Origin of the sequence: Gottfriedia luciferensis (assembly GCF_001712755.1) — a bacterium.
Taxonomy (GTDB): Bacteria; Bacillota; Bacilli; order Bacillales; family Bacillaceae_G; genus Gottfriedia; species Gottfriedia luciferensis_B.
Window position 1 is genome coordinate 315540 of record NZ_MDKC01000002.1, and the last position, 25367, is coordinate 340906.

Consider the following 25367-nt stretch of genomic DNA (forward strand, 5'->3'; position numbering starts at 1 on the left):
GGAATTAAAATGGAAATCACAAAAGGATCTTTAAAAGCGCCAAAAGGTACTGAATTAAACACTAAAGGTTGGATTCAAGAAGCAGCACTTCGTATGTTATTAAACAACTTAGACGAAGAAGTAGCAGAAAGACCAGAAGATTTAGTCGTATATGGTGGAATCGGTAAAGCTGCAAGAAACTGGGAAAGCTTTGATGCAATTATTGAATCACTAAAGAAATTAGAGAGCGATGAAACTTTATTAGTTCAATCAGGTAAACCAGTTGCAGTTTTTAAATCACACGAAGATGCACCACGAGTATTATTAGCAAACTCTAACTTAGTTCCTAAATGGGCAACTTGGGAACACTTCCGTGAATTAGATGAAAAAGGCTTAATGATGTACGGTCAAATGACTGCTGGTAGCTGGATTTACATCGGTACTCAAGGGATTTTACAAGGTACTTATGAAACTTTTGGAGAAGCTGCTAAACAACATTTCGGTGGAAGCTTAAAAGGTACAATTACAATTACTGCAGGTCTTGGCGGTATGGGTGGAGCTCAACCGCTAGCTGTAACGATGAATGGTGGAGTTGTAATCGGTATCGATGTAGATGAAACAAGAATTCAACGTCGTATCGACACTAGATATTGTGACGTATTAACTCACGATTTAGAGGAAGCATTACAACTTGCTACTGAAGCTAAAAACGAAGGAAGAGCTTTAGCAATCGGCTTAGTAGGCAATGCAGCTGAAATTTTACCTCAATTAGTTGAACGTAATTTTGTACCTGATTTAATTACTGATCAAACTTCAGCACATGATCCATTAAATGGTTATTTACCAATCGGAATGACAATGGAAGAAGGAAAGAAACTTCGTGTCCAAAATCCAGATGAAGTCATTAAACGTGCAAAACATAGTATGGCAGTTCATGTTGAAGCAATTTTAGCAATGCAACAACGTGGTGCAATCGCATTTGATTACGGTAATAATATTCGTCAAGTTGCGTTAGATGAAGGCGTTAAAAATGCATTTGATTTCCCTGGTTTCGTACCTGCATTTATTCGTCCATTATTCTGTGAAGGGAAAGGTCCTTTCCGTTGGGTAGCACTTTCTGGTGATCCAGAAGATATTTACAAAACAGACGAAGTAATTTTACGTGAATTTGCTGATAACGAGCATTTATGTAATTGGATTCGTATGGCTCGTGAAAAGGTTGCATTCCAAGGTTTACCATCACGTATTTGCTGGTTAGGCTACGGTGAGCGTGCTAAATTCGGTAAAATCATTAACGAAATGGTTAAAAATGGCGAATTAAAAGCTCCAATCGTAATCGGTCGTGACCACTTAGATTGTGGATCAGTAGCATCTCCAAATCGTGAAACAGAAAGCATGAAAGATGGTAGTGATGCAGTTGCTGACTGGCCAATCCTAAATGCACTTATTAATGGTGTAAACGGCGCAAGCTGGGTAAGTGTACACCACGGTGGTGGAGTAGGTATGGGTTACTCTTTACATGCTGGTATGGTAATCGTTGCTGACGGTACTGATGCAGCTGCAAAACGTATCGAAAGAGTATTAACTTCAGATCCAGGAATGGGTGTAGTTCGTCACGTTGATGCAGGTTATGATTTAGCTGTTGAAACTGCGAAAGCAAAAGGCGTAAACATCCCAATGATGAAGTAGGTGTTTGAATTGAAAGCAGATATTCTATTAACAAATATTGGTCAATTATTAACTATGGATCATGGTGATGGTCCAATTCATGGAAAAGACATGAGTAATCTACCTGTTCTAGAAAATGCGGAAATCGCATGGAAAGATGGGCAAATTATTTATATCGGACAAATGAACGAACAAAAAATTGATGCAAAAGAAGTAATTGATTGCCAGGGAAAACTAGTCACGCCAGGATTAGTTGACCCTCATACTCACGTGGTCTTTGGAGGATCACGTGAGCATGAAGTTAGTTTGAAATTACAAGGTGCTTCATATTTAGAAATATTAGAAATGGGTGGCGGAATCCATTCTACTGTAAGTCAAACTAAATTAGCATCTCATGACGATTTGAAAAAGAAAACGATTCATCACTTAAACAGAATGCTTTCATTTGGTGTAACAACAGTTGAAGCAAAAAGTGGTTATGGACTTGATGAAGAAACTGAATTAAAACAACTCCGAGTTGCTAAGGAATTACAAGCGGAGCATGATATTGATTTAGTTTCAACTTTCTTAGGTGCGCATGCAGTACCAAAGGAGTATAAAGGAAATGAAGAAGCTTTCTTAGAAAAAATGCTTTCTTTATTAGATGTTATTAAAGAAGAAGAACTTGCTGAATTTGTAGATGTATTCGCTGAAACAGGTGTATTTTCAGTTGAACAATCAAGAGAATTTTTATTAAAAGCAAAAGAACAAGGCTTTAATGTTAAAATTCATGCCGATGAAATAGATCCTCTAGGTGGCACTGAAATGGCAGCTGAAATTGGTGCTATTTCTGCTGATCATCTATGTGGAGCTTCTGAACAAGGCGTTGAAATGCTTGGTAAGAGCAATACAATCGGTGTCATTTTACCGGGAACTACTTTCTATTTAAATAAACCTGAATTTGCACCTGCAAGAGCGATGATTGAACATAACGTAGCAGTTTCATTAGCAACTGATTTCAATCCAGGAAGCTGCCCAACTGAAAATTTACAATTAATCATGACAATCGCAATGCTTAAATTAAAAATGACGCCTGAAGAAATTTGGAATGCCGTTACGATTAACTCATCATACGCGATTAATCGTGGGGACCAAGCTGGTAAACTTAAAATTGGTCGTAGGGCAGATGTCGTTATTTGGAATGTACCAAACTATACTTATGTACCTTACCATTTTGGTGTAAATCATGTAGAATCAGTATTTAAGAATGGTAAATTAGTAGTAAGTAGGGGTGAACACGATGTCGCTATCACATCTTAAAAAAGCAGGAGATGCCATTTTCATTGATTCAAAAGTCACAAAAGCCAACGAAATCATCTCTGCATGGAATGGAACAGAAGCATCAAATTTCTCAATAATTGGTGTACCATTATCTAAAACATCAATTAGTCATTCAGGCGCAAGCTTTGCACCTGCTTCAATTCGAAAAATGTTAAGTAGCTACAGTACTTATCATATTGAAGACCAAATTGATTTAAAAGATTACAAAGTTACTGATTTTGGCGATATTACGATGCATGTGACTGATTTTGAAGAGTCTAGAAATCGTATTAGATCGACAATCTCTGAATTGCTAGGTCAATATAAAGAAACGATGCCAATCATTTTAGGTGGGGATCACGGAATTAGTTTTCCAAGCATTTCAGCTTTTGCACAAGAACGAGGAACAGTAGGCGTAATCCAATTTGATGCTCATCATGACCTAAGAAACACTGAAGATGGTGGACGTTCAAACGGTACACCTTTCCGTAGCTTAATTGATGAAGGCATTCTAAAAGGTGAACACTTAGTTCAAATTGGAATTAGAAATTTTTCAAATAGTGCTCCATACACTGAATTCGGTGTTAATAACGGAGTAACAATCTATTCAATGCGCGATGTTCGTGAATTAGGAATCTCAAAAATTATTAAAGAGAGTATCAACCATTTAGTAGACAAAGTAGATGCAATTTACATTAGCCTTGATATGGATGTACTAGACCAAGCATTTGCTCCTGGTTGCCCAGCGATTGGGCCTGGAGGAATGGACAGTCAAACGCTATTAGATGGCATCTGTTATCTAGCATCACACCCAAAAGTTTGTGGAATGGATATTGTTGAACTTGACCCAACAATTGACTTCCGTGACATGACAAGCAGAATCGCAGCACATGTTATCTTAAACTTTCTTGTTGAGAAGGTTAAGCTATTAAATAAGTAAAATGTAAAACTCGTAAACTTAGTTGTTTGCGAGTTTTTTTGCTTTTTATGGGGAGGGGTGTGAATAAAGGTAGGGCTGCAAATATACCTCGAAGTGTAAATAAAAGATGGGTGACTGCAAATAAGGGATAAGTGACTGTAAATAAAATTTGTAACAGTGCAAATAAGAGATGTGAGACTACAAATAAGAAGGGATAAGTGACTGCAAATAAAATTTGTAACAGTGCAAATAAGAGCCCTCGGGCTGCAAATAAAGGTCGAAGTGCAAATAAAAGATGTGAGACTACAAATAAGGGATAAGTGACTGCAAATAAAATTTGTAACAGTGCAAATAAGAGCCCTCGAGCTGCAAATAATGGTGAGGTGCAAATAAAAATAAAGAAATTGCAATTAAAATAGGAAAAAGTACAATTAAAAATAACAAAACTACAATTAAAATTGTGATAGCTGCAAATAAAAATTTCAAGAATACAAATAAAATTAATCAAAGTGCAAATAAACCTAGAATTCACGTTCTAAAATAGTAAAATCACGATGTTTTTAGTTCTTTTAAACCATTAAATACATATTTGATAGCACCAAGCCAGCTTGTTATAATTAAAATAAGAACAAATATTCGATTTCGTTATAAGTGTGAGCTACAAGAACGAAAGAAGGAGGAACAATTTTGTCAAATAACATAAAACAGAGAAAAATAATTTTAGATCTAGCTGTTACTTTAGATGGTTTTATAGAAGGGAAAAACGGAGAAGTTGATTGGTGCATAATGGATCCCGAAATGGAATTCACAAATTTCTTAAATCAAATTGATACGATTTTATATGGTCGAAAAAGCTATGATTTGTGGGGGAATTATATTCCCAATATAGATGACGCTGAATCTGATAAAGAAATGTGGGATTTAGTACATAGTAAGAAAAAATATGTGTTTTCCAGAACTCAAACAAAAGATGAAAATAATGCAACATTTATAAATGAAAATATAATTGAAGAAGTAAAAAAATTGAAGGGAAATCCCGGCAAAGATATCTGGTTGTATGGAGGATCAAGCCTTATTACATCATTTATAAATTTAGGTCTAGTAGATGAATTTAGATTATCAATTCATCCCGTAATATTGGGTGAAGGAAAGCCTTTGTTTGTTGACATTAAACAGAGAAAGAATTTAATCATGGTGAATACAAGAACGTTTTCTTCAGGAGTTGTGCAGGTGACTTATCATTTGGATGAAGAATGACCTTGTTTAAAAGCAACATTTATATTTGGCTATATGTAATTAAATAAGGGGGTAATAATGATACTTCTTAATGGTATTACTGGATTCTATGAAAAACAAAATGAACCTCCTAAAACTGATGGTAAACAATTTAAAAGATTGTGTTTCAGTATTATAAACCAAAATAAAGGAACTATTTTGAACTTTCAAGAACCACAGATAGCTTCAAATTTTTATTCAATGGAAGTGAAAATTTCCAATAAACATTTTTCCATACTTTTGAATGCTCATTATCCATTTTTAGCCTTTGCTTCAGCTGTTAATTTTGGAGAAATTAATTTTATAGAAGTTCCTCATCTAAAAGAAGAGTTTAGCCCATTTTATATAGTACTGAGTACAAAGGTACTAAATGAACCACTCTTATTAAAAAGTGAGAATGAATTGAATAAAGCAGAATTAAATCAAATAGCATACTGGAAACCTGAAAGAATAGGTGAAGTCTTATTTAATCATTGGGACTAATTTTAAAATAGGCTCTGTTAAATTAAAATGTTGTTTTTTGAATTTAAAAAAAGGTTGTCTAATAAGACAACCTTTAAACGCTTATGTAATTCTAAATCTGTTAGTTCGAAAACGTAGTAACAAGAACAGCTAATTTTAGCCCGTCTTTTCTTTGCTTATTGTAACACTTTGCCTATTTAATAAAATCAGCTCTAAGTAAGTAGACAACATCATAGTCTCTTATTTCATCGATATGTTTATTAACATCTCTATAAAAATCATCAGTAAGCGAATCCATACGACTTCCATCTTTTTTATAACAAATGCTAGCTAAAACTATATTATGTTGAATAGGGTTGTTTTCTGTTTGGTTACTTCCTGAAATACTCGTAACACCTTCTAATCCATCTTTAAAAATCGTTTCCACCTGATTACTTGCACTTGTTGAACCATCACTATTAATACTTATATTAAACAAAGATTGATTTTGATTAGTTGGTGTTTTAGAAGTAGTAAAAATAATTGTGCCGTCCTCTTTAATCCCAGAAGTAATATGATTGATCTTATCTCCAACTAATTTACCAAATTCATATTTTTCAATCCAAACAGATAATTCCTTGTAATTACTTGCAACATTGAAGTCATAAACAAAAGATTTATCCGAGGTTGTTGAAAGTATTGCGTTTTCTCTTTTTGTCAACTTAACTTCAGAAATAGTATTGTTTGATTTTTGGATTTTAGTACAAGCACTCAAAGAACAAAATAACATAATTAGTATTGTTGTGAATATAATCTTTCTCATTTATACCTCCAAACCTTAATATTTTAAATTATAACCCAAATATTGGTAAAATTGTTACAAAACTTTATTCAATTAACTTGGTATTTAGTTGAATAAGAAAATAAATTTAATCTATAGAGCCGTAAAATATACTATATTACAATGTTCTTATTCAGGTAAAGCAAATAGCGGAGAAGATAAGGTGGATTAATCATGAACTCATGGAAATATCAAACAACAAACGATTACTTTGATTACTTAGACTTTCACGATTGTATCGTTGAAGAAATAAAAATAGAAAATAATATTGTTACTATATATTTTGAGTTTATTTACATCTCTAATGATCATCCTCTAAATCCTTATAAAGTAGCAAAATCAACAGATAAATGTAAACTGACTTTTTACAATGTAAAAATAAGTAAAGCAATTATCTATTTAGATGATGAACAGGAAAAAGAAGTTCAACTGATCGATTTAGATGGAATGGAATTATTAGAGGTTAAGCAGCGACTTGTTGAAAAAGATTTCATTTATGAAATTTTTGGTACTGACTGGAAAACACATAATTTTTGTAGCATTAAACTTAAAGCGAAAAGTTTTAAAGTTGAGTGGAATGAATTCACTGGAGATGCATGGTATGAATGACTGATTTTTTAGTATACCGGTCTCTTACAATGAGGTGAAAAGCTATGAGTAATGAAGTCAAAGAAGAATGTAAAAAAGATCTCGAGGGTCTTCATGTATTTTTAATTGTCATTGTGTTTTCATGTTTACAATACTTTTTTCATTTGTCCGATTTCATTATGTTAATTCTGTCTGTTCTCTATGTTTTTATCATTGTTTATTTTGTTGATAAATGGAAAACTAAAGAAATTTTAAGGTATTTTACTTTGTTAATCATTGTTTATTTTATAAATAAATTATTTTTTTTATAGATAATGATATCTTAAGTAACTGAAACTTCATTAATAGGGGTACAAAAAAGAGGATGATCTATGGATCTTCCTCTTTTTTGCTAAAAGAATAGTAGCTAAAAGAATGTAAATAAATTTTTACAGTAAATTGGCAAAACAAACTTTACGTTTACTTTTATATTATTTTAAGAAGAAATTAGGGACACTTAGCAAATTAGCATATATAATTAGTAAAGCCGAATCAATAGGCGTTTTGGAAAATTTATAACTATATGCTTCAGTTGGAAAGTGAGATAAATTAATTATGAAATATGATTTAGTTTTTGATTTAGACGATACATTAATTCAAACCCAAGCCGCATTTCGGCATAATGTAGATTTGTGTTCGAATCTAGTACATCAAGCGCTAGATGAAAAAGTAATAATAAATGACATTAAAGAAGTTTTTAATAAAATTGATCTAGAACTAATAAAAGAATTGGGTTTCAGTAAAGCGCGATATCCTTATGCATGGGAATCAACTTTAGATTTATTGGCAACTCGTTTTAATATAGAGATCTCAAGTATTGTCAATGATCAATTACAATCATTAGCAAAAACGATATTTAAAGTAAATATTCCACTGCAAAATGATACATTTATAATAGAAGAATTATCAAATCGCAAAGATGTAGCAAGTATGACTATATTGACTTTAGGTGAAAAGGACGTACAATCAAAGCGAGTAATGGATACTGGTTTAGTACATCATTTTGATAACGTATTTATAACAAGTAAAAAAGATAAAAGTACCTATCTTGAGTTAAATGAAAAATTAAGTAATCCAGTTATGATCGGTAACTCTCTTAGAAGTGACATTGTCCCTGCTTTAGATGCAGGGATGAAAGCAATTCATATTATAAGAGATTCATGGTCTTATGACGAAATAGAACATAATCATAGAATAGATAGTATTAAGTCATTAGTCGAGATTAAATTACTTTTATTTGGTAATTTGGTAAAACTCTAAAGGGTGTTTTTTAGTTCGTTTTATTGATTGATAGTTCAATTAACATTACTAGCTAATAAGTAATTATTAAGTATGCATTAGTAGGATAACAAATGGAGGATGATCATTAATCGATCATCCTTTATTTTATTTTTAGATGGATAATTGAATATGGTTTATGCAGAATTATTATTCAACATAATGGCAGGAAAGTTGCAGCAGAAAAGGATAATTAACCTAATATTTTTTTGTAACTTTTAATCCTTATGTATTTAAATGATAGATTATCTTTTTTAATTTAACATTAGATTTCATACTTTCGGATTAGGGCAATTCTATTCAAAAATGTAATTTTACATATATTCCCATATAACATGAGGTGGTATACTTATTTTGGGAGGGGAAGAAATGAAAGATTTAAAAAGGATCATTATCACGCTAATCACCTTGTCATTTTTAATTACTACTTCACATGTATTAGCAATGGATACGGGAACTGGTGAAAAGGGGAGCGTAACGAACCTAAATGCTACACATAAAGACCATATTGTTACACTTACATGGGATTGGAATGCAAGTGATAGTTACACAATTGAACGTAACGGTGAAATTTTAGATAATGACGTTTGGGGTAGTGGGGAATATAAAGATTCAAATTCAGTGCAAGATGATATTACATATACTTATACGATTTGGGCAAATGGGTTTGATGATAAAAAATCTGTAACAATTACGATTGAAAAAGATACAACGCCACCACCAAATGTTATTTTTGATGATTATCCAGTCATTGATAATCATTTTATTCGTTTTGCATGGCGAAACCCAACATACACACCAGATTTAGAGTCTGTAGACATTTATATGAATGGAGAATTGTTAACAAACTTGGGTACTGGTGCATTAAATGGCGGTGTTTATACCGCAAATAATTTAGAAGCAAATACTACTTATTTGTTAAAATTATGTCCAAAAGATAAATTAGGAAATGTAGTCCCATATATAGATTGTTCACAAAAAACGGTTAAAACAACGAATGAGAACAGACCTCCAGGTGAAATTAAAAATGGTAGGATCCAATATGTACAAAAAAATCTCATGTACAATATGGCCACAAGAACAGACTCTAGCGATAAGTATATGGATTTCTCTTGGGATTCCCCATCAGATGCAGATTACGTTGGAACTTATCTAACATTGCCTAATGGGAAAAAGATTTACATTCCAGGAAGGCCTAATTACGGTGGTTTTTATGAATACAAACCTGACACGGTATTTAAGGAACAAAAGTTTATTCTTCAAACTGTAGATTATAATGGAAACATCTCAAAAGGAAAAACATTAATTTGGGATAATCCATTACCACCAGGTCCTGTAACGAATGTGAAAATTAAAGAAACGAATGGGATCGTTACAGTTTCATTTACGCCACCAGTAGATCATGATTACAGTTTTACAAGAATTATCTTACCTAATAAAAAAGAAATTGGTTTAAATAAAGGAACAAACACTTATAGTTATAAAGGGAATCTAGTAGTTGGACAATCCTATAATTTTGTATTCTCTACGTCTGACGTAGATAAACTATCAGTGTATGCTCATTACTCACCAGAAGTAACAATTACGATAACACCGAAAGCTACAGTGGTTAATAAATACTATTATTTGAAATCAGCGGCTACTCTTAGAACACTTTCGGATGGTAAAGGGAAGGTAGTAAAATCAATTCCAAAAGGTAAGAAGATATACGTTATTAGCTCCGGGTATGGCTTGAAACATGATTATGTTTATGTAAAGTATTCAAATAAGTATACCGGCTATATTACGAAATCAACCGTGAAATTTTAGGCTCTCTTAAACTTAAATGTTGATAGTTGCGTACTGAAAAAGACTGTTAATTATGATATTATCCCCTTATAGTAGACACGCGAAAAAACCTATCCGTTAAAATGGATAGGTAGTCTACTATAGGGGGATTTTATTATGGCTTTAAAAGGAACAAACGGTAATAGACGGAGGATCTAAACAATATGAGTAAAAAAGGTATTGAACTTGGAGATATCTATGCATGTAAATTACCAGATGGAAGATATGGAACGATTAAAGTTATAAATAGAATAGAAAAGTCATATTTAATTTTTGTTTCAAAGTACATTGACATTAATTTACCAACCATAGAAAACAAAGAAATAAATGAGATTTTGAGATCAAATAGATTTCTATATGAAAATGAAGAAGCTTTACTTTGGAAAGATGGAAAGATGTACAAAGATATGATTTATATAGGGAATTCTCCTATTTCGGATTATGAAAAAAGATTAGTCAGTTCATCATACGGAGGAAAGTGGCATCCAAGTATTGCTAATCCAGTATATTATGAATGGCGCTGGTTACATGACAGAGAAAATTTTGAAAGAGAAGTTCTAGAAAGTCAAAAGATAGAAAGAGAAGAATTTCTAAATAAACCTCAAAAACCTAAAAAAATGATGAACGAAGAAACATTTTGGTCAATCATTTCACTTCTGGATGTAGAAAGTTCAATTGATGGTGAAGAAATCATTCAACCAGCCGTAGAAGTGCTTACTAAAATGAGTGTAAAAGATATAAAACAATTCGAAGAAACACTTTCATATAAATTATATTTACTAGATACGAAAGAACACGCTAAAAACATAGGCGAAAATTCATACAGTGAAGATGATACATCGTATTTTTCACCAGATTTATTTTTGTACAAAAGATGCTTAGTAATATCTAAAGGAAAAGAGTTTTATGACCATACATTGAATAATCCGATCAATATGCCAAAAGATTATTCCTTTGAAATGTTACTGTCCTTAGCTTCTGTTGCATATGAAATGCGAATGAAGAAAGAGTTTGAATATATACCAGGTTGCGATTATGAAACTTTCTCTAATTTGGAAGGCTGGAAATCATAAAATAACTTGGTTCTTATATAACTACCTTGTTTGTTCTATTTGTAACGATTTTACTTATATTTTTAAAATCTACTAATTCTATATTACCGTCCTTTAAAAACTAAAGGAAGTTTTACATATATGGTTCAATACTTTTATTCATTAGTTGTGTATGGATTAGTTAAGTCATTTAATTGAAGAGAACATGCTATCGTTGAAAATCATGAGTAGCCCAGTGTGGCTCTTTTTTTTAAAAACATAATCACAGTTTAGCTGAACAAAGAAACCGAAAAATGGAAATATATGTTAATATATTAAATAGCAAACATAAAAAATAATAATTATTAGAAGAGGTGAAACAATGAAAAATTTCAGTTCAATTTCACTAATATTATTAATCATTGGATTGGTATTGTTTGGAATAATTTATGTTGTTCCAGGCTTCAACGAACTTATTGCTTTAATTGGTTTTATATTGTTATTATTCGGAGCGATCTGTAGCTTTATAGCAATTTCCAAAAGAGAAAGAGGCAACACAAAGTTTTTTGCAGTATCGTCGTTTTTTATCATATTTTTATTGATTACTTGGTTTGAACCTTTTCTAATCCTACGTATGTTAACTTGGATTAAAAATTAAAAAACGAAATAGCTTCTAACCAACTAAGCATGCAATTCTTCTATTAAAATTAGAGAATTTAATTAAGATGTACAGACTGGAAAATCAGGGGGATTTCACTTTATCCTTCATCTTTGACTAATTAGTTTTACATCCTTTATCAAGTGGCAAAACTAATGATAAAAGGAGGATGTAAAAGTGACTCAAGATCGATTTGAAGAAGCATATGAAATGTATAAAAATCAAAGTGATGACGAACAATTGATGGAAGATGAATCAGTAAATCAGGACAAGGAACATATTGTTGCTGTTCGTAAAAATGAAGATGGTGATTTAATTGGTTTTAGAACAAGTTTTAATCGTGAACTAGATTATCTTCAAGCTCTGCAGGAAGCAAAAAGTGGAAATTTAGCACATGTAGATTTAATCCATAAGTATGGTCGTGACATCATTAGAAGTGAACCGGATGGTATAACAGAGAATAATTTGAGTAATTTACCAGAGTTTTAAGACTAAAAAGCCTATAAAAAACGAAGTAAACCCACTAGGGAATTTTCCTCGTGGGTTTTTTATTCGATCTACTCATTTGTCGTCAATCTTGTAATAGAAGTCAAATGAAATTGAGTGAACAAAAAATTATAGAGTTCAATATCAACATTCTCAATCATGATGAGGCATCTTCTATTTAAATCTTAGTATAGCTTGTCCACACTTTTAAAATATTAGTCTATAAGTGGGGAAGTCACTTATTCAGTTTGACTAAGTCTATTTAATCTTGGCAATTGGAATTGTGCAGCGTTTGCTTCTTCAGTTCCAGCGCCTTCGTTGTGTTCGGAATCTGTTCTGATTCTGCTTCTTTTGATTTTGCTGTCTCTGATTTTAATTCCTTGCTGTCCGCCTAATTCATCGTTATCTCTTCCAGCAATACCGCTTCTACCATTTCCATCTGCAAATTGTGAACGATCATTTGCTGTTTGGCTATTGTCTCTAGCATTTTGTCCGCCTTGATTTGCGTTCATTCCAACATTTCGATTAATTTGTCCTCCGCCTTCAGCTCTTTGTTCGACCTGGATGCGATTCTCTTTAATTTCAATGTTGAAAAAATTAAAATTGATTGAACCATCTGGATTAGCTGCTGCAAGCACCTCTTGAATTTCTTCTTTTAAAGCTTTGAAATCTTCAAATTCTGCTGCCATTGTAAAACACTCCTTTCTATCAATACTCTCACTATATTCACTTTTAATAGTTTCTGATTAGACATTTAATAGATTAGTCAATATATTAAATATTTTTGAGAAAAAAGTTTAAAGTAAATTATTTATTTCCCCTGAAATTCCCACTAGAAAATGTTGTTTTTTTCAAGTAACAGTTACTAATTACACAGAATAATTCATTATTTCACATTTAAATCATAGATTAATAATGGAGTGTGATCTAATTGAATCCTTTTTTAATAAAAATAGTGAAATCATTTTGCGGTGTAATTGTTATCGATCTGTTATTACTTATTTATTGCTTGTTACTAGGTAGCTATTTTCATATTTTACATTCATTTACTTGGTTCGGATTTAAAATAATTGTTTTACCTTTTAGTCTATTAGCATTTATTATTTCAATTGTTTATTTTAGTAAAAAGATAGAAGTCGAAGTATCAGAAGAAATTGATGAACTTGAAGAAATTGAAATTGAGCATTCAACAAGAATGGAAAAATACCATCAGCCAGAAAAAAATTGAACTGAGGTGGTAAAATGGACCTCGAAAATATTGTTTTACGAAATATTGAAGAGCGGATCAAACGTCTAAGAGCGAAACAAGATGAAGATGGTTCTTGGGAATATTGTTTTGAAGGTTCATTAATGACGGATAGTTTTATGATTTTATTAATGAATGATCTTGAATACAAAAATCAAAAGGTAATTAATGGGATTATTGATCGAATCATTAATCTTCAGCATCCGAATGGAGCTTGGAAATTATACGAAGATGAAAAAGATGGAAATATAAATGCAACAGTACAAGCTTACATAGCTTTATTAATCTCAAAAAAGTATTCAAAAGAACATTCGAGTATGAAAAAAGCTGAAAAATTTATTCGTGAGAACGGTGGTATTAAAAAAACACATTTTATGTTAAAAATGATTCTGGCTACTCATGGTTTGATTGAATATCCAAAATTATTTTATTTTCCAATGAGTTATTTTTTGCTCCCAGATAAAATGCCGTTAAGTTTATTTGATTTAAGTAATTATGCTAGAGTTCATTTAGTTCCAATGATTCTTTGTATAAATAAGCGATTTAAATTGAAATTGGATGACGATCTAAATATCGATCATCTTCTGGAAACTAGCGAGGTAGATTGGTTTTACGAAGAACGAGGGAGTTTTTATCAATTTTTACTTGAAGAAGGTAAGAATCTAGCTTCATATCCTCTCTATTTTCACCAAAAAGGATATGAAAAGGCTGAAAGATTTATTCTGGATCGTATCGAAACAAATGGAACTTTTTATAGCTATGCTAGTTCTACATTTTATATGATTTATGCTTTAATGGCTTTAGGCTATGAATCTGCTTCATCTGTCATTCAAAATGCACTACAAGGACTTCTTTCGTATGCAACCGATACAGAAGCCGGACTTCATATTCAAAATTCGCCATCAAAGGTTTGGGATACTGCATTATTGTCATATGCAATTCAAGAAGCTGGTTACCAAATAAATGATCCGATTGTTGCGAAATCAATTAGTTATTTAAGTAAAAAACAACAGAATTTGAATGGTGACTGGAAGGTTCATGCTAAAAATTTAAGTCCTGGTGGTTGGGGCTTTTCTGATGTTAATTCGTTTATTCCAGATAATGATGATACTGGAGCAGCTTTACGTGCAATTACAAGAAGTGCTTTGGATCAGTCCACATTACATGAAAGTTGGTTAAGGGGTGTTCATTTTTTACTTGGACTTCAAAATGACGATGGTGGTTGGGGAGCTTTCGAAAAAAATGTAACAAATAAATGGTTAACATTATTACCAATTGAAAATGCAAAAGATGCAATTATCGATCCTTCAACTGCAGATTTAACTGGACGTATTTTAGAATTTATTGGAAATTATACGACGGTTTCAAACGATGATCCGATTGTGAAAAAGACGGTTAATTGGCTTTTAAAAAACCAAAAATCAAATGGTAGTTGGTATGGTAGATGGGGTATTTGTTATATTTATGGAACTTGGGCAGCGATTACTGGCTTAAGAGCCGTTGGAATTCCTAAAAATCATGAGGCGATTAAAAAAGCTGAAAAATGGTTAGTTAGTATTCAAAATGAAGACGGAGGTTGGGGAGAATCGGGTCTTTCAGCTGTTAAAAATAAATATATTTCTTTAAAATATAGTACACCTAGCCAAACAGCATGGGCAGTTGATACTTTACTTTCAATTCGTAATAAGGAAGATGAAGTAATTAGAAAAGGGATTAAATTTTTAACTACTCAAAGTGAATTGACTAATAAAGCATTAACTTATCCAACTGGATTAGGTTTACCTGGTCAGTTTTATATTCACTATCATAGCTATAATGAAATTTATCCGCTATTAGCACTAGCACACTTTAAAAATAGTTAAATAATACTATTATGTAAACAAAATATATTTATTTTTGGAAATCTTTCCATAAATGTCTTTTCTTAATCATATAAATATAGTAAACTGTTTTTATATTAAATATAACTAAATAATCCTTATCGAGAGTGGTGGAGGGACTGGCCCTTTGAAACCCGGCAACTTTAGCGAAAGCTAAAAAGTGCTAAATCCAGCATGTTTAAAACATGAGAGATAAGGCGTAATCTGTACTTAAACGTCATTCTCTCATTTTTTTTGAGGGAATGGCGTTTTTTATTTTATCTAAATGGGAAGTGATTGAATGGGTTTATTAGAAAAGTTAAAAGATGGAATTGTTTTAGGTGACGGTGCAATGGGAACGCTTTTGTATTCTGGCGGACTTCACAGCTGTTTTGAAGAACTTAATATTACAGAGCGTGATCGAATCATTCATATACATGAACAATATATAGATGCTGGCGCAGAAGTGATTCAAACTAATTCGTACGGTGCTAATGCTGGAAAACTGAGACAATATGGATTAGAAAAGCTGGTTAAGCAAATTAATCAAATGGCTGTTAGAAATGCTAGAGCGGCTTCAAAAAGAAGAGCATTAGTAATTGGCGGTATAGGTGGAATGAAATATGTAGGTTCTACTTTTACGACAGCTTTAGAACGTGAAATGATGTTGCTTGAGCAAGCTTCAGCTTTACTAGAAGAAGGCGTAGATGGGATCATGCTTGAAACATTTTATGATGAAAATGAATTATATGATGCTGTAAATCTATTAAGAGGAAGAACGGATTTACCGATCATTGCACAAGTAACACTACAAGAAATTGGTGTCATGCAAAGTGGTCAATATATCGAAAAAATTCTTCCTAATTTAATCGATTTGGGTGCAGATGTTGTTGGAATCAATTGTCATCTAGGACCACTTCATATGTTGGAGTCATTAAATACTGTCTCATTACCAACGAATGGTTACTTATCGGCATTTCCTAATTCGGGATTACCACTATACAATGAGGGAAAATACGTATACAAATCGAATCCAGAATATTTTGAAGATATGGCAAAACCATTTATTGAACAAGGTGTAAGACTTATCGGTGGATGCTGTGGTACAACACCAGCACATATCGCTGCTTTACGAAGTAAGATTGATACTTTACAGCCTGTTACAAAAAAAGATGTAAAAAACAGAACAATAAAAATTACAATCCCTAAGCAAGAAGAACAAAAGAATGAAACATTAGCAGAAAAGGCAAAAAAGAGAACGACGATTATAGCAGAGCTAGATCCACCAAAAACATTACAAACAAGAAAGTTTTTTGAAGGAGCGAAAGCATTACATAGCGCAGGGGCTGATGCAATTACGCTAGCAGATAATCCATTAGCTTCACCTAGAATTTCGAATGTGGCGATGGCATCACTTCTTCAAAGATTGGATGTACCAGTTTTGACGCATTTAACTTGTAGAGATCGTAATATGATTGGACTTCAATCTCATTTAATGGGACTTTCAACTTTAGGTTTAAATGAAGTTCTTGCAATAACAGGTGATCCAGCAAGAGTAGGCGATTTTCCAGGTGCAACTTCAGTATATGATGTAGCATCACTTGAACTTATTCGAATGATTAAGGAAATGAACGATGGAAGGTTATATTCTGGTAAAAGTTTAGGAACTGGAACGAGATTTTCTGTCGCTGCTGCTTTTAACCCGAATGTTCGAAAGTTTGATGCCGCAATTAAAAGGCTTGAGAAAAAGGTTGAGGCGGGAGCGGATTACTTTTTAACTCAGCCAATTTATGATTTTGAAACGATTGATAGGTTATATGAATCAACTCGTCATATTAAACAGCCAATTTTTATTGGGATTATGCCACTAGTTAGTAAGAAAAATGCTGATTTTATCCATTATGAAGTTCCAGGAATTACATTATCCGATGAGGTAAGAAACAGAATTTCATCAGTTGAACCTGAGAGAGCAGTTGATGAAGGTAAAAAAATTGCAAAAGAGCTTATTGATTATGTTAAGGATAAATTCAACGGGATTTATTTTATCACTCCATTTTTGAAGTATGAAATTACAGAGGACTTAATTCAATTTACTAAAAGCAGCAATAAAGAGGAGATTCAACTATGAAAACATTAGACGTAGCATTAAAAGAAAAAATATTACTTCTTGATGGAGCAATGGGAACGATGATCCAGCAAAGAGATTTAACAGCAGAAGACTTTGGTGGGGAAGAATACGAAGGCTGTAATGAATATTTAGTTGTGACTAGACCCGATGTGATACAAGAAATCCATGAAGAGTATATAAACGCAGGTTCTGACATTATCGAAACGAACACATTCGGAGCAACAAATATTGTTTTATCGGATTATAATTTACAGCATTTAGATATTGAACTAAATGAAATTGCAGCAAGGATTGCAAAGCAAGCTGTTGTGGCATCCGGTAAAGATGTATATGTTGCAGGTGCGATGGGGCCAACGACAAAAGCAATTAGTGTAACAGGTGGTGTGACTTTTGATGAATTAATTACTGCTTATAATCGACAAGCAACTGGATTAATAAATGGTGGTGTAGATGTTTTATTAGTTGAAACTTGTCAAGATATGAGAAATGTTAAAGCTGCTTGTATTGGGATTAGTAATGCATTTAACGAATTAAATAAAAAATTACCAGTTATGATTTCCGGGACGATTGAACCAATGGGGACAACATTAGCAGGTCAAACAATTGATGCTTTTTATTTAGCCATTGAACATATTTCTCCTATTTCAATTGGATTAAACTGTGCAACAGGACCAGAGTTTATGAGAGATCATGTTCGTTCATTGTCAGAACTATCTGAAACTTTTGTTTCATGTTATCCAAATGCTGGTTTACCAGATGAAGATGGACATTATCATGAGTCACCAGAATCTTTAGCACACAAAGTACGCGATTTTGCTGAACAAGGTTGGATTAATATTATCGGTGGTTGTTGTGGAACAACTCCTGAACATATTAGGGCAATGAAAGATGCGGTAAATGGAATAACTCCTCGTCAACCTAAAAAAAGAGAGGATCATGCTGTTAGTGGTTTAGAATCACTTCGATATGACGATAGTATGAGACCACTTTTCGTCGGCGAAAGAACAAACGTTATTGGATCACGTAAATTTAAAAATTTAATTGCAGACGGAAAATTTGAAGAAGCTTCAGAGATTGCTAGAGCTCAGGTGAAAAAAGGTGCCCATGTCATCGACGTCTGTATGGCAGATCCAGATCGTGATGAAGTTGAAGATATGGAAAATTTCATTAAGCAATTAGTTAATAAAGTAAAAGTACCCATCATGATTGATTCAACTGATGAAAACGTAATTGAATTAGCACTAACTTATATTCAAGGTAAAGCGATTATTAATTCGATTAATCTTGAAGATGGGGAAGAGCGATTTGAGAAGATTTTACCTTTCATTCATAAATATGGTGCTGCAGTTGTAGTTGGTACGATTGATGAAGATGGAATGGCTGTATCAGCAGAAAGAAAATTGGAAATTGCAAAAAGAAGTTATCAACTATTAACTGAAAAATATAAAATTCGTGCGACAGATATCATATTTGATCCACTTGTTTTCCCTGTTGGAACAGGTGATACGCAATATATCGGTTCTGCAAAAGCGACAGTTGATGGAATTAAATTAATTAAAGATGAATTTCCAGAGTGTTTAACGATTTTAGGTTTAAGTAATATTTCATTCGGATTACCAAATGCTGGTCGAGAAGTGTTAAATGCCGTTTTCTTATATCATTCTACAAAGGCTGGTCTTGATTATGCGATTGTAAATACTGAGAAACTAGAACGATTCGCTTCAATTCCTGCAGAAGAACGTGAGCTTGCTGAGAATTTATTATTCCATACGTCTCAAGAAACATTAGATAAATTTGTTGAGCATTTTAGAAATTCAGTGAAGAAAGAAGAAAAACCGAAAGAACAGCTTCCAATTGAAGAAAGATTAGCTGCATGTGTAATTGAAGGTTCAAAACAAGGATTAATAGAAGATCTTCAAGCTTGTCTCGACCGTGGTGACACACCGTTAAATATTATTAATGGTCCACTAATGACTGGGATGGATGAAGTTGGAAGACTTTTCAATAATAATGAGCTAATCGTAGCTGAAGTATTACAAAGTGCAGAAGTAATGAAAGCATCTGTAAACTTCTTAGAGCAATTTATGGAGAAAACGGAAAGCTCTAGAAAAGGGAAGGTTATTTTAGCTACAGTTAAAGGTGATGTTCATGATATCGGAAAGAACCTAGTTGATATTATCTTGACGAATAACGGATTTGATGTTGTCAATTTAGGTATTAATATTCGTCCAGATGATTTAATTACAAAGATTCGTGAAAACAAACCAGACATTATTGGATTATCAGGCTTATTAGTAAAGTCAGCTCAACAAATGGTTATTACTGCTGGGGACTTAAAAAGTGCAGGGATTGACACACCAATATTAGTAGGTGGGGCTGCATTAACTAGAAAATTTACTGAAAACCGTATTCAGCCAATTTACGATGGATTAGTTGTTTACTCAAATGACGCGATGACTGGTTTAGACTTAGCAAATAAAATTGTTAATCCTAATGAATTAAAAGCATTAGAAGAAAAGAAAAAGGCAATTAAAAAAATAGACAATGTTATTGAATTACCTGTTCCTGAAATTAATACAACAAGATCAGCAATACAGAAGTCAGATTGCTTAGTTCCTTCATCATTAAGTAAAACAGTCATAAAAAATATTCCGGTAGCTCAAGTGGCACCATTTATTAATTATCAAATGCTTATAGGTCATCACTTAGGTGTTAAAGGTAAATGGGAAAATCAAGAGCGTGGCCAAGAGTTATATGAGTTAGTGCAAGAATTCTTAAAAGATGGAAATGAATATTTTGACTGCCAAGTAATCTATCAATTTTTCCCTGCTCAAAGTGATGGCAATGATGTCATTATCTATGACTCTGAAACGAAAAAACCGATTGAACGTTTTCAATTTCCGAGACAAAGAAAAGAACCAAATCTTTGTATCAGCGACTTTTTAAATCCTGTTGGTGAAGAGATGGATTATGTTGGATTCTTCTCTGTTACATCGGGTCCACGAGTAAGAAATATCGCCGAAAGATTGAAACAAGAAGGGGAGTATTTAAAGAGTCACGTTTTATTCTCATTAGCTTTAGAATTAGCAGAAGGATTAGCCGAAAAAACTCATATGCTGATGAGAGAAAAATGGGGATTCCCAGACCGTCCAGATTTCACAATGTCTGAGCGTTTTAAAGCAAGATATCAAGGAATTAGGGTTTCATTTGGTTACCCTGCTTGTCCAAACCTAGAGGATCAAGAAAAGCTATTTAAGTTAATTAACCCAAATGAAATTGGGATTAATTTGACAGAAGGATTTATGATGCTACCAGAAGCATCTGTAACTGCAATGGTATTCTCGCATAAAGATGGAAGATATTTTTCAGTTTAATATCTGAGAATAATTATTCAATTGATTCAATAAAACCAAAATTTAGTTTAGATATTTCAAATAGGTAGTAGAAATAGTTCATGCATCAATCTACTACCTTTTTCTTAAGAAAAAAGAGGAGTGGAAAAAATGCCTATAATTATCAACAAAGATCTACCTGCAACGGAAATACTAACGAAAGAAAATGTATTCTATATGACGAAAGAGCGAGCGGAATCACAAGATATAAGACCGCTTCAAATAGGCATTTTAAACTTAATGCCAACTAAAATTGAAACTGAGACGCAATTATTACGTTTAATTGCAAATTCACCTTTACAAGTAGATATCGATTTAATAGGTACTGAATCATACAAGCCCAAAAACGTTTCAGAAGAGCATGTTTCAAGCTTTTATAAAACAATTACACAAATTCAAAATACAAAATATGATGGCTTTATTATTACCGGTGCTCCAGTAGAGACATTGGACTTTGAAGAAGTTGAATATTGGTCGGAACTTAAAGAAATCATGGATTTCACAAAAGAAAATGTAACTTCTACATTGCATATATGTTGGGGTGCACAAGCAGGTCTCTATCATCACTTTGGAGTACCTAAATACACATTAGATAAAAAAATGTTTGGTGTTTTCGCACACTCGGTAGAGGATCGCTTTGTGAAACTAGTACGTGGCTTTGATGACGAGTATTATGTACCACATTCAAGACACACGGAGGTTAAGAAGGAAGACATCGATCAAATAGGGGAATTGAAGATTTTAAGTCTATCAGATGATGCTGGTGTCCATCTTGTCACTAGTGAGGATGGAAAGCAAATTTTTGCAACTGGACATCATGAATATTGTATTAATACTTTAAAATTAGAATATGAAAGAGATGTACAAAGAGGAGCGGGAATTGCTATTCCAAAAAACTATTTCCGAAATGATAATCCCAAAAAACAACCGATTGTACGTTGGAGAAGTCATGCTAATCTCCTTTTCTCAAATTGGTTAAATTATTACGTTTATCAAGAAACCCCTTACAATTTATAGTTTTATATTTTCAATTTCATAATTTTGTCAATTACTAAAAAAAAAATTGGAAAATTTAAAAAAGTGTTTGCTATTTTCATAAAACATTCCCATAATGGTAATATTATCAAATTTTAACGGAGGAGATCATATGAAGGACTGTATATCTATCGGCCTATTAGGACTTGGAACTGTTGGAAGTGGTGTTGTAAAAATTGTTGAAGATCATCAGGACAGATTAGCCCATCAAATCGGTTGTTCTGTTCAAGTAAAAAAGATTCTTGTTAAGGACCTTGAAAAGGAACGCTCAATTTCAATTCAAAAAGATTTATTAACGACTGATGCATATGAAATTTTAGATGATGCAGAAGTAGATGTTGTAGTAGAGGTAATGGGTGGAATTGAAGATGCTAGAAAGTACATACTCCATGCCCTTCGTAATAAAAAACATGTAGTCACAGCTAATAAAGATTTAATGGCTTTATATGGTACTGAATTACTCCGTGTAGCAAATGAGAATAAATGCGATTTATTCTATGAAGCTAGTGTTGCTGGTGGTATCCCTATTATTCGTAGTCTAGTAGATGGTTTAGCTGCAGACCGTGTAACTAAATTAATGGGAATTGTAAATGGAACGACAAACTTTATACTTACAAAGATGAGCAATGAAGGAAAAGCATATGAGGATGTCTTAAAAGAAGCACAGGAACTCGGCTTTGCAGAAGCAGATCCAACATCAGATGTTGAAGGATTAGATGCTGCGAGAAAAATGACAATCTTAGCTAAATTAGGTTTTTCAATGGATGTTGAACTAGAAGATGTGCAAGTACGTGGAATTAGTTCAGTATCTTCAGAAGACATCGATTTTGCTAAATACTTTGGTTATACAATGAAATTAATCGGTTATGCAAAGAGAAACGATAATCGAATTGAGGTTAGTGTTGGGCCAACTTTAATAGCGCATAATCATCCATTAGCATCTGTTAGCAATGAATTTAATGCAGTTTATGTATATGGTGAAGCTGTAGGAGAAACAATGTTCTATGGACCAGGTGCGGGTAGTTTACCAACTGCAACTGCAATCGTATCAGACTTAGTTGCGGTAATGAAAAATATGCGACTTGGTGTAAACGGTACAAGTGCTGTGTTACCACAATATCCAAAAGAAATTAAAGAAGATCATGAAATCTATTTTAAATCTTTCTTCCGCTTTACAGTAAAAGATCAATTAGGTTCGTTCGCTGAAATTACTTCAATTTTTACAGAATCTGATATAAGCTTTGAAAAAATTATTCAAGTTCCATTAAAGCATAAAGGTCTTGCTGAAATCATCTTAGTAACACACCATGCGTCATATTCAGCATACAAAAAAGTATTGGAAAATTTAGAAACATCTGATGTTGTCGATGAAGTACGAAGCTATTATCGAATTGCAGGTGAAGATCTTGATGTATAAAGGATTAATCGAAAAATATTCAAATTTATTACCAATAAATGAAGAAACACCAAAATTAACTTTAAATGAAGGGAATACGCCATTACTATTTTTACCTCACTTATCAGAGGAGTGGGGAATTGAATTATATGTTAAGTTAGAAGGGCTAAACCCAACAGGTTCATTTAAAGATCGTGGGATGGTAATGGCAGTTGCTAAGGCAAAGGAAGCAGGAAGTTCAGCAATTATTTGTGCATCGACAGGTAATACATCTGCTGCCGCTGCTGCTTATGCTGCAAGAGCTGGTATGAAATGTTTTGTTATTATTCCTAATGGCAAAATTGCATACGGTAAACTTGCGCAAGCTGTCATGTATGGAGCACATATCATTAGCATCGATGGAAATTTTGATCACGCATTACAAATGGTAAGAAAAATTAGTGAGTCTGAACCAATTACACTAGTAAATTCTGTAAACCCATATCGAATCGAGGGCCAGAAAACAGCTGCATTCGAAATTTGTGAGCAATTGGAAGAAGCTCCAGATATATTAGCAATTCCAGTTGGAAATGCAGGGAATATTACAGCTTATTGGAAAGGATTTAATGAATACAATTTATCAAAAGGTTATCAATTACCTAAAATGCATGGTTTTCAAGCAGAAGGTGCAGCACCAATTGTTAATAATAAAAAGATTGATAATCCCGAAACAATTGCAACAGCAATTCGAATTGGTAACCCAGCAAGCTGGGATCACGCGGTAAATGCAATTGGGCAATCAAACGGTGCAATCGATAGTGTATCAGATGAGGAAATCCTACAAGCGTATAAATGGATTGCATCAAAAGAAGGCGTATTTGCAGAACCAGGTTCATGTGCAAGTATTGCTGGAGTATATAAACAAGTACAATCTGGTGTCATCAAAAAAGGCTCAAAAGTAGTAGCCATCTTAACAGGTAATGGATTAAAGGATCCAGATATCGCAATTCAATCAAGTAAAATTGAGCCAATCCTGTTACCGAATGAAGAAAAAATTGTATTAGAACATTTACAAGGTGTGGTTTCGATATGAAAAAACTTTTACAAATAACAGTTCCTGCAAGCACTGCAAATGTAGGACCTGGTTTTGATTCGATCGGTATCGCGTTAGATCGATACTTAACAATTGAGGTTTATGATCACGATCAATATAGCTGTGAGGGATTTAGTGAATATTTAAAAGATATTCCACTTGATCATACAAATTTAATCTTAAAAACAGCAATTGATGTCGCAAAAGCAAATCATAAAACTTTGCCAACATGTCATTTAAAGCTTGAAAGTAATATTCCCTTAACAAGAGGTTTAGGAAGTAGTGCCTCAGCAATAGTAGGTGGCATTATACTAGCGAATGAACTTTGTAATCTTCAATTATCTCTAGAAGAACAGCTTAGAATCGCAACTGCAATTGAAGGTCATATGGATAATGTCGGAGCTTCACTTTATGGTGGCTTAGTTATTGGGACTTTTATAGATGGAAAAGCATATATCCAACACTCGACATTAAATAAAGTGTCAGTAGTAGCAATTATACCAAAATACGAATTAGAAACTGTTCATGCAAGAAATATATTACCTTCAACGATTCCTTATAAAGATGCTATACAATCTAGCAGCTTTAGTAATCTGTTAGTATCAGCACTATTAACGGAAAATTGGGCATTAGCAGGCGATATGATGAAACGAGATCTGTTTCACGAACCATATCGATGCAAAATTGTAAAAGAGCTAGAAACCCTAAAACAAATCGAATTACCTGAATATGTACATGGATTCGTATTAAGTGGCGCCGGTCCGACAGTACTAGCATTTGTTTCGATCGAAGGTTGTACTGAAGCAATTGACTATTTTACACGTTTATTTCCAAATTGTGATGTAAGTGAAATAAAAATAGAAAACAAAGGTGCAAAAGTAAAACATTCAATCCACTCGAATTAAAAGAA

Annotated in this window: 21 protein-coding genes and 1 riboswitch; of the genes, 19 read left to right on the top strand and 2 right to left on the bottom strand. The window is 33.0% G+C overall.

Annotated features, from left to right (window positions below):
• Positions 1-9: 9 nt before the first annotated feature.
• The 5 genes from hutU to BED47_RS04125 all read left to right on the top strand — a co-directional run bounded on the left by hutU (position 10) and on the right by BED47_RS04125 (position 5623).
• The gene (gene hutU, locus BED47_RS04105; protein WP_069032536.1) at positions 10-1668 is read left to right on the top strand and encodes a urocanate hydratase; all 1659 of its coding nucleotides are present in this window, start codon (positions 10-12) and stop codon (positions 1666-1668) included.
• A 54-nt stretch (positions 1669-1722) separates the two neighbouring features.
• Positions 1723-2946 (top strand): imidazolonepropionase, encoded by a 1224-nt coding sequence (gene hutI, locus BED47_RS04110; RefSeq protein ID WP_069032635.1) that lies wholly within the window; start codon positions 1723-1725, stop codon positions 2944-2946.
• Positions 2927-3886, top strand: a complete 960-nt coding sequence (hutG, locus tag BED47_RS04115) for a formimidoylglutamase (protein ID WP_069032537.1) — start codon at positions 2927-2929, stop codon at positions 3884-3886. The genes hutI and hutG overlap by 20 nt, the downstream gene beginning before the upstream one ends.
• A gap of 666 nt (positions 3887-4552) precedes the next feature.
• Positions 4553-5122, top strand: coding sequence for a dihydrofolate reductase family protein (locus BED47_RS04120; RefSeq protein ID WP_069032538.1), 570 nt, complete (start codon positions 4553-4555; stop codon positions 5120-5122).
• Between the two features lie 57 nt (positions 5123-5179).
• Positions 5180-5623, top strand: coding sequence for a hypothetical protein (locus BED47_RS04125; protein ID WP_069032539.1), 444 nt, complete (start codon positions 5180-5182; stop codon positions 5621-5623).
• A 172-nt stretch (positions 5624-5795) separates the two neighbouring features.
• Here the strand turns inward: BED47_RS04125 and BED47_RS04130 are convergent, their stop codons facing one another.
• Positions 5796-6404 (bottom strand): hypothetical protein, encoded by a 609-nt coding sequence (locus BED47_RS04130; RefSeq protein WP_069032540.1) that lies wholly within the window; start codon positions 6402-6404, stop codon positions 5796-5798.
• A 192-nt stretch (positions 6405-6596) separates the two neighbouring features.
• On the opposite strand from BED47_RS04130, the gene BED47_RS04135 reads away from it, so the two are divergent.
• From BED47_RS04135 to BED47_RS04165, 6 genes are all read left to right on the top strand, one after another.
• On the top strand, positions 6597-7031 hold the full coding sequence (locus BED47_RS04135; RefSeq protein ID WP_069032541.1) for a hypothetical protein: 435 nt from the start codon (positions 6597-6599) through the stop codon (positions 7029-7031).
• Positions 7032-7604: 573 nt separating this feature from the next.
• Positions 7605-8309 (top strand): HAD family hydrolase, encoded by a 705-nt coding sequence (locus BED47_RS04145; protein WP_069032543.1) that lies wholly within the window; start codon positions 7605-7607, stop codon positions 8307-8309.
• Positions 8310-8696: 387 nt separating this feature from the next.
• Entirely contained in the window at positions 8697-10136 is a 1440-nt protein-coding gene (locus tag BED47_RS04150) for a hypothetical protein (RefSeq protein WP_139116336.1), read from the top strand.
• Between the two features lie 182 nt (positions 10137-10318).
• On the top strand, positions 10319-11227 hold the full coding sequence (locus BED47_RS23105; protein ID WP_084006759.1) for a DUF4240 domain-containing protein: 909 nt from the start codon (positions 10319-10321) through the stop codon (positions 11225-11227).
• A gap of 340 nt (positions 11228-11567) precedes the next feature.
• Complete coding sequence (locus tag BED47_RS04160) at positions 11568-11843, top strand: hypothetical protein (RefSeq protein ID WP_069032545.1); 276 nt, start codon at positions 11568-11570, stop codon at positions 11841-11843.
• A 210-nt stretch (positions 11844-12053) separates the two neighbouring features.
• Positions 12054-12332, top strand: a complete 279-nt coding sequence (locus BED47_RS04165) for a DUF3892 domain-containing protein (protein ID WP_175403451.1) — start codon at positions 12054-12056, stop codon at positions 12330-12332.
• Between the two features lie 236 nt (positions 12333-12568).
• On the opposite strand, the gene BED47_RS23985 is transcribed toward BED47_RS04165, so the two are convergent.
• Complete coding sequence (locus BED47_RS23985; protein ID WP_254664542.1) at positions 12569-13018, bottom strand: hypothetical protein; 450 nt, start codon at positions 13016-13018, stop codon at positions 12569-12571.
• A 242-nt stretch (positions 13019-13260) separates the two neighbouring features.
• Here BED47_RS23985 and BED47_RS04175 point away from each other — a divergent pair, with 242 nt between their 5' ends.
• The 8 genes from BED47_RS04175 (at position 13261) to thrB (ending at position 25362) form a co-directional block, all read left to right on the top strand.
• Entirely contained in the window at positions 13261-13557 is a 297-nt protein-coding gene (locus BED47_RS04175; protein ID WP_069032547.1) for a hypothetical protein, read from the top strand.
• Between the two features lie 14 nt (positions 13558-13571).
• On the top strand, positions 13572-15437 hold the full coding sequence (locus BED47_RS04180; protein WP_069032548.1) for a terpene cyclase/mutase family protein: 1866 nt from the start codon (positions 13572-13574) through the stop codon (positions 15435-15437).
• A 113-nt stretch (positions 15438-15550) separates the two neighbouring features.
• A riboswitch (SAM riboswitch) is annotated at positions 15551-15654 on the top strand.
• 81 nt (positions 15655-15735) lie between these two features.
• Complete coding sequence (locus BED47_RS04185) at positions 15736-17562, top strand: bifunctional homocysteine S-methyltransferase/methylenetetrahydrofolate reductase (RefSeq protein WP_069032549.1); 1827 nt, start codon at positions 15736-15738, stop codon at positions 17560-17562.
• Positions 17559-20936 carry a methionine synthase gene (gene metH, locus BED47_RS04190; protein ID WP_069032550.1) on the top strand — a complete coding sequence of 1126 codons (3378 nt, stop codon included), beginning with the start codon at positions 17559-17561 and terminating at the stop codon, positions 20934-20936. Before BED47_RS04185 ends, metH begins: the two co-directional genes overlap by 4 nt.
• A 129-nt stretch (positions 20937-21065) precedes the next feature.
• A complete protein-coding gene (gene metA / locus BED47_RS04195; RefSeq protein ID WP_069032551.1) occupies positions 21066-21971 on the top strand; it encodes a homoserine O-acetyltransferase MetA in 906 nt (301 codons plus the stop codon).
• Positions 21972-22101: 130 nt separating this feature from the next.
• Complete coding sequence (locus BED47_RS04200) at positions 22102-23406, top strand: homoserine dehydrogenase (protein WP_069032552.1); 1305 nt, start codon at positions 22102-22104, stop codon at positions 23404-23406.
• The gene (thrC, locus tag BED47_RS04205) at positions 23399-24457 is read left to right on the top strand and encodes a threonine synthase (RefSeq protein WP_217492988.1); all 1059 of its coding nucleotides are present in this window, start codon (positions 23399-23401) and stop codon (positions 24455-24457) included. Before BED47_RS04200 ends, thrC begins: the two co-directional genes overlap by 8 nt.
• Positions 24454-25362, top strand: a complete 909-nt coding sequence (thrB, locus tag BED47_RS04210) for a homoserine kinase (RefSeq protein WP_069032554.1) — start codon at positions 24454-24456, stop codon at positions 25360-25362. The genes thrC and thrB overlap by 4 nt, the downstream gene beginning before the upstream one ends.
• Positions 25363-25367: the final 5 nt, after the last annotated feature.

Bases quoted from the DNA above. Each gene is read 5' to 3' on its own strand.
- thrC (WP_217492988.1), top strand. From the start codon at position 23,399: ATGTATAAAGGATTAATCGAAAAATATTCAAATTTATTACCAATAAAT.
- BED47_RS04180 (WP_069032548.1), top strand. From the start codon at position 13,572: ATGGACCTCGAAAATATTGTTTTACGAAATATTGAAGAGCGGATCAAA.
- hutU (WP_069032536.1), top strand. From the start codon at position 10: ATGGAAATCACAAAAGGATCTTTAAAAGCGCCAAAAGGTACTGAATTA.
- BED47_RS04150 (WP_139116336.1), top strand. From the start codon at position 8,697: ATGAAAGATTTAAAAAGGATCATTATCACGCTAATCACCTTGTCATTT.
- BED47_RS04185 (WP_069032549.1), top strand. From the start codon at position 15,736: ATGGGTTTATTAGAAAAGTTAAAAGATGGAATTGTTTTAGGTGACGGT.
- BED47_RS23105 (WP_084006759.1), top strand. From the start codon at position 10,319: ATGAGTAAAAAAGGTATTGAACTTGGAGATATCTATGCATGTAAATTA.
- hutG (WP_069032537.1), top strand. From the start codon at position 2,927: ATGTCGCTATCACATCTTAAAAAAGCAGGAGATGCCATTTTCATTGAT.
- BED47_RS04200 (WP_069032552.1), top strand. From the start codon at position 22,102: ATGAAGGACTGTATATCTATCGGCCTATTAGGACTTGGAACTGTTGGA.
- BED47_RS04135 (WP_069032541.1), top strand. From the start codon at position 6,597: ATGAACTCATGGAAATATCAAACAACAAACGATTACTTTGATTACTTA.
- BED47_RS04160 (WP_069032545.1), top strand. From the start codon at position 11,568: ATGAAAAATTTCAGTTCAATTTCACTAATATTATTAATCATTGGATTG.
- metH (WP_069032550.1), top strand. From the start codon at position 17,559: ATGAAAACATTAGACGTAGCATTAAAAGAAAAAATATTACTTCTTGAT.
- thrB (WP_069032554.1), top strand. From the start codon at position 24,454: ATGAAAAAACTTTTACAAATAACAGTTCCTGCAAGCACTGCAAATGTA.
- BED47_RS04145 (WP_069032543.1), top strand. From the start codon at position 7,605: ATGAAATATGATTTAGTTTTTGATTTAGACGATACATTAATTCAAACC.
- BED47_RS23985 (WP_254664542.1), bottom strand. From the start codon at position 13,018: ATGGCAGCAGAATTTGAAGATTTCAAAGCTTTAAAAGAAGAAATTCAA.
- BED47_RS04125 (WP_069032539.1), top strand. From the start codon at position 5,180: ATGATACTTCTTAATGGTATTACTGGATTCTATGAAAAACAAAATGAA.
- metA (WP_069032551.1), top strand. From the start codon at position 21,066: ATGCCTATAATTATCAACAAAGATCTACCTGCAACGGAAATACTAACG.
- BED47_RS04165 (WP_175403451.1), top strand. From the start codon at position 12,054: ATGTATAAAAATCAAAGTGATGACGAACAATTGATGGAAGATGAATCA.
- hutI (WP_069032635.1), top strand. From the start codon at position 1,723: ATGGATCATGGTGATGGTCCAATTCATGGAAAAGACATGAGTAATCTA.
- BED47_RS04130 (WP_069032540.1), bottom strand. From the start codon at position 6,404: ATGAGAAAGATTATATTCACAACAATACTAATTATGTTATTTTGTTCT.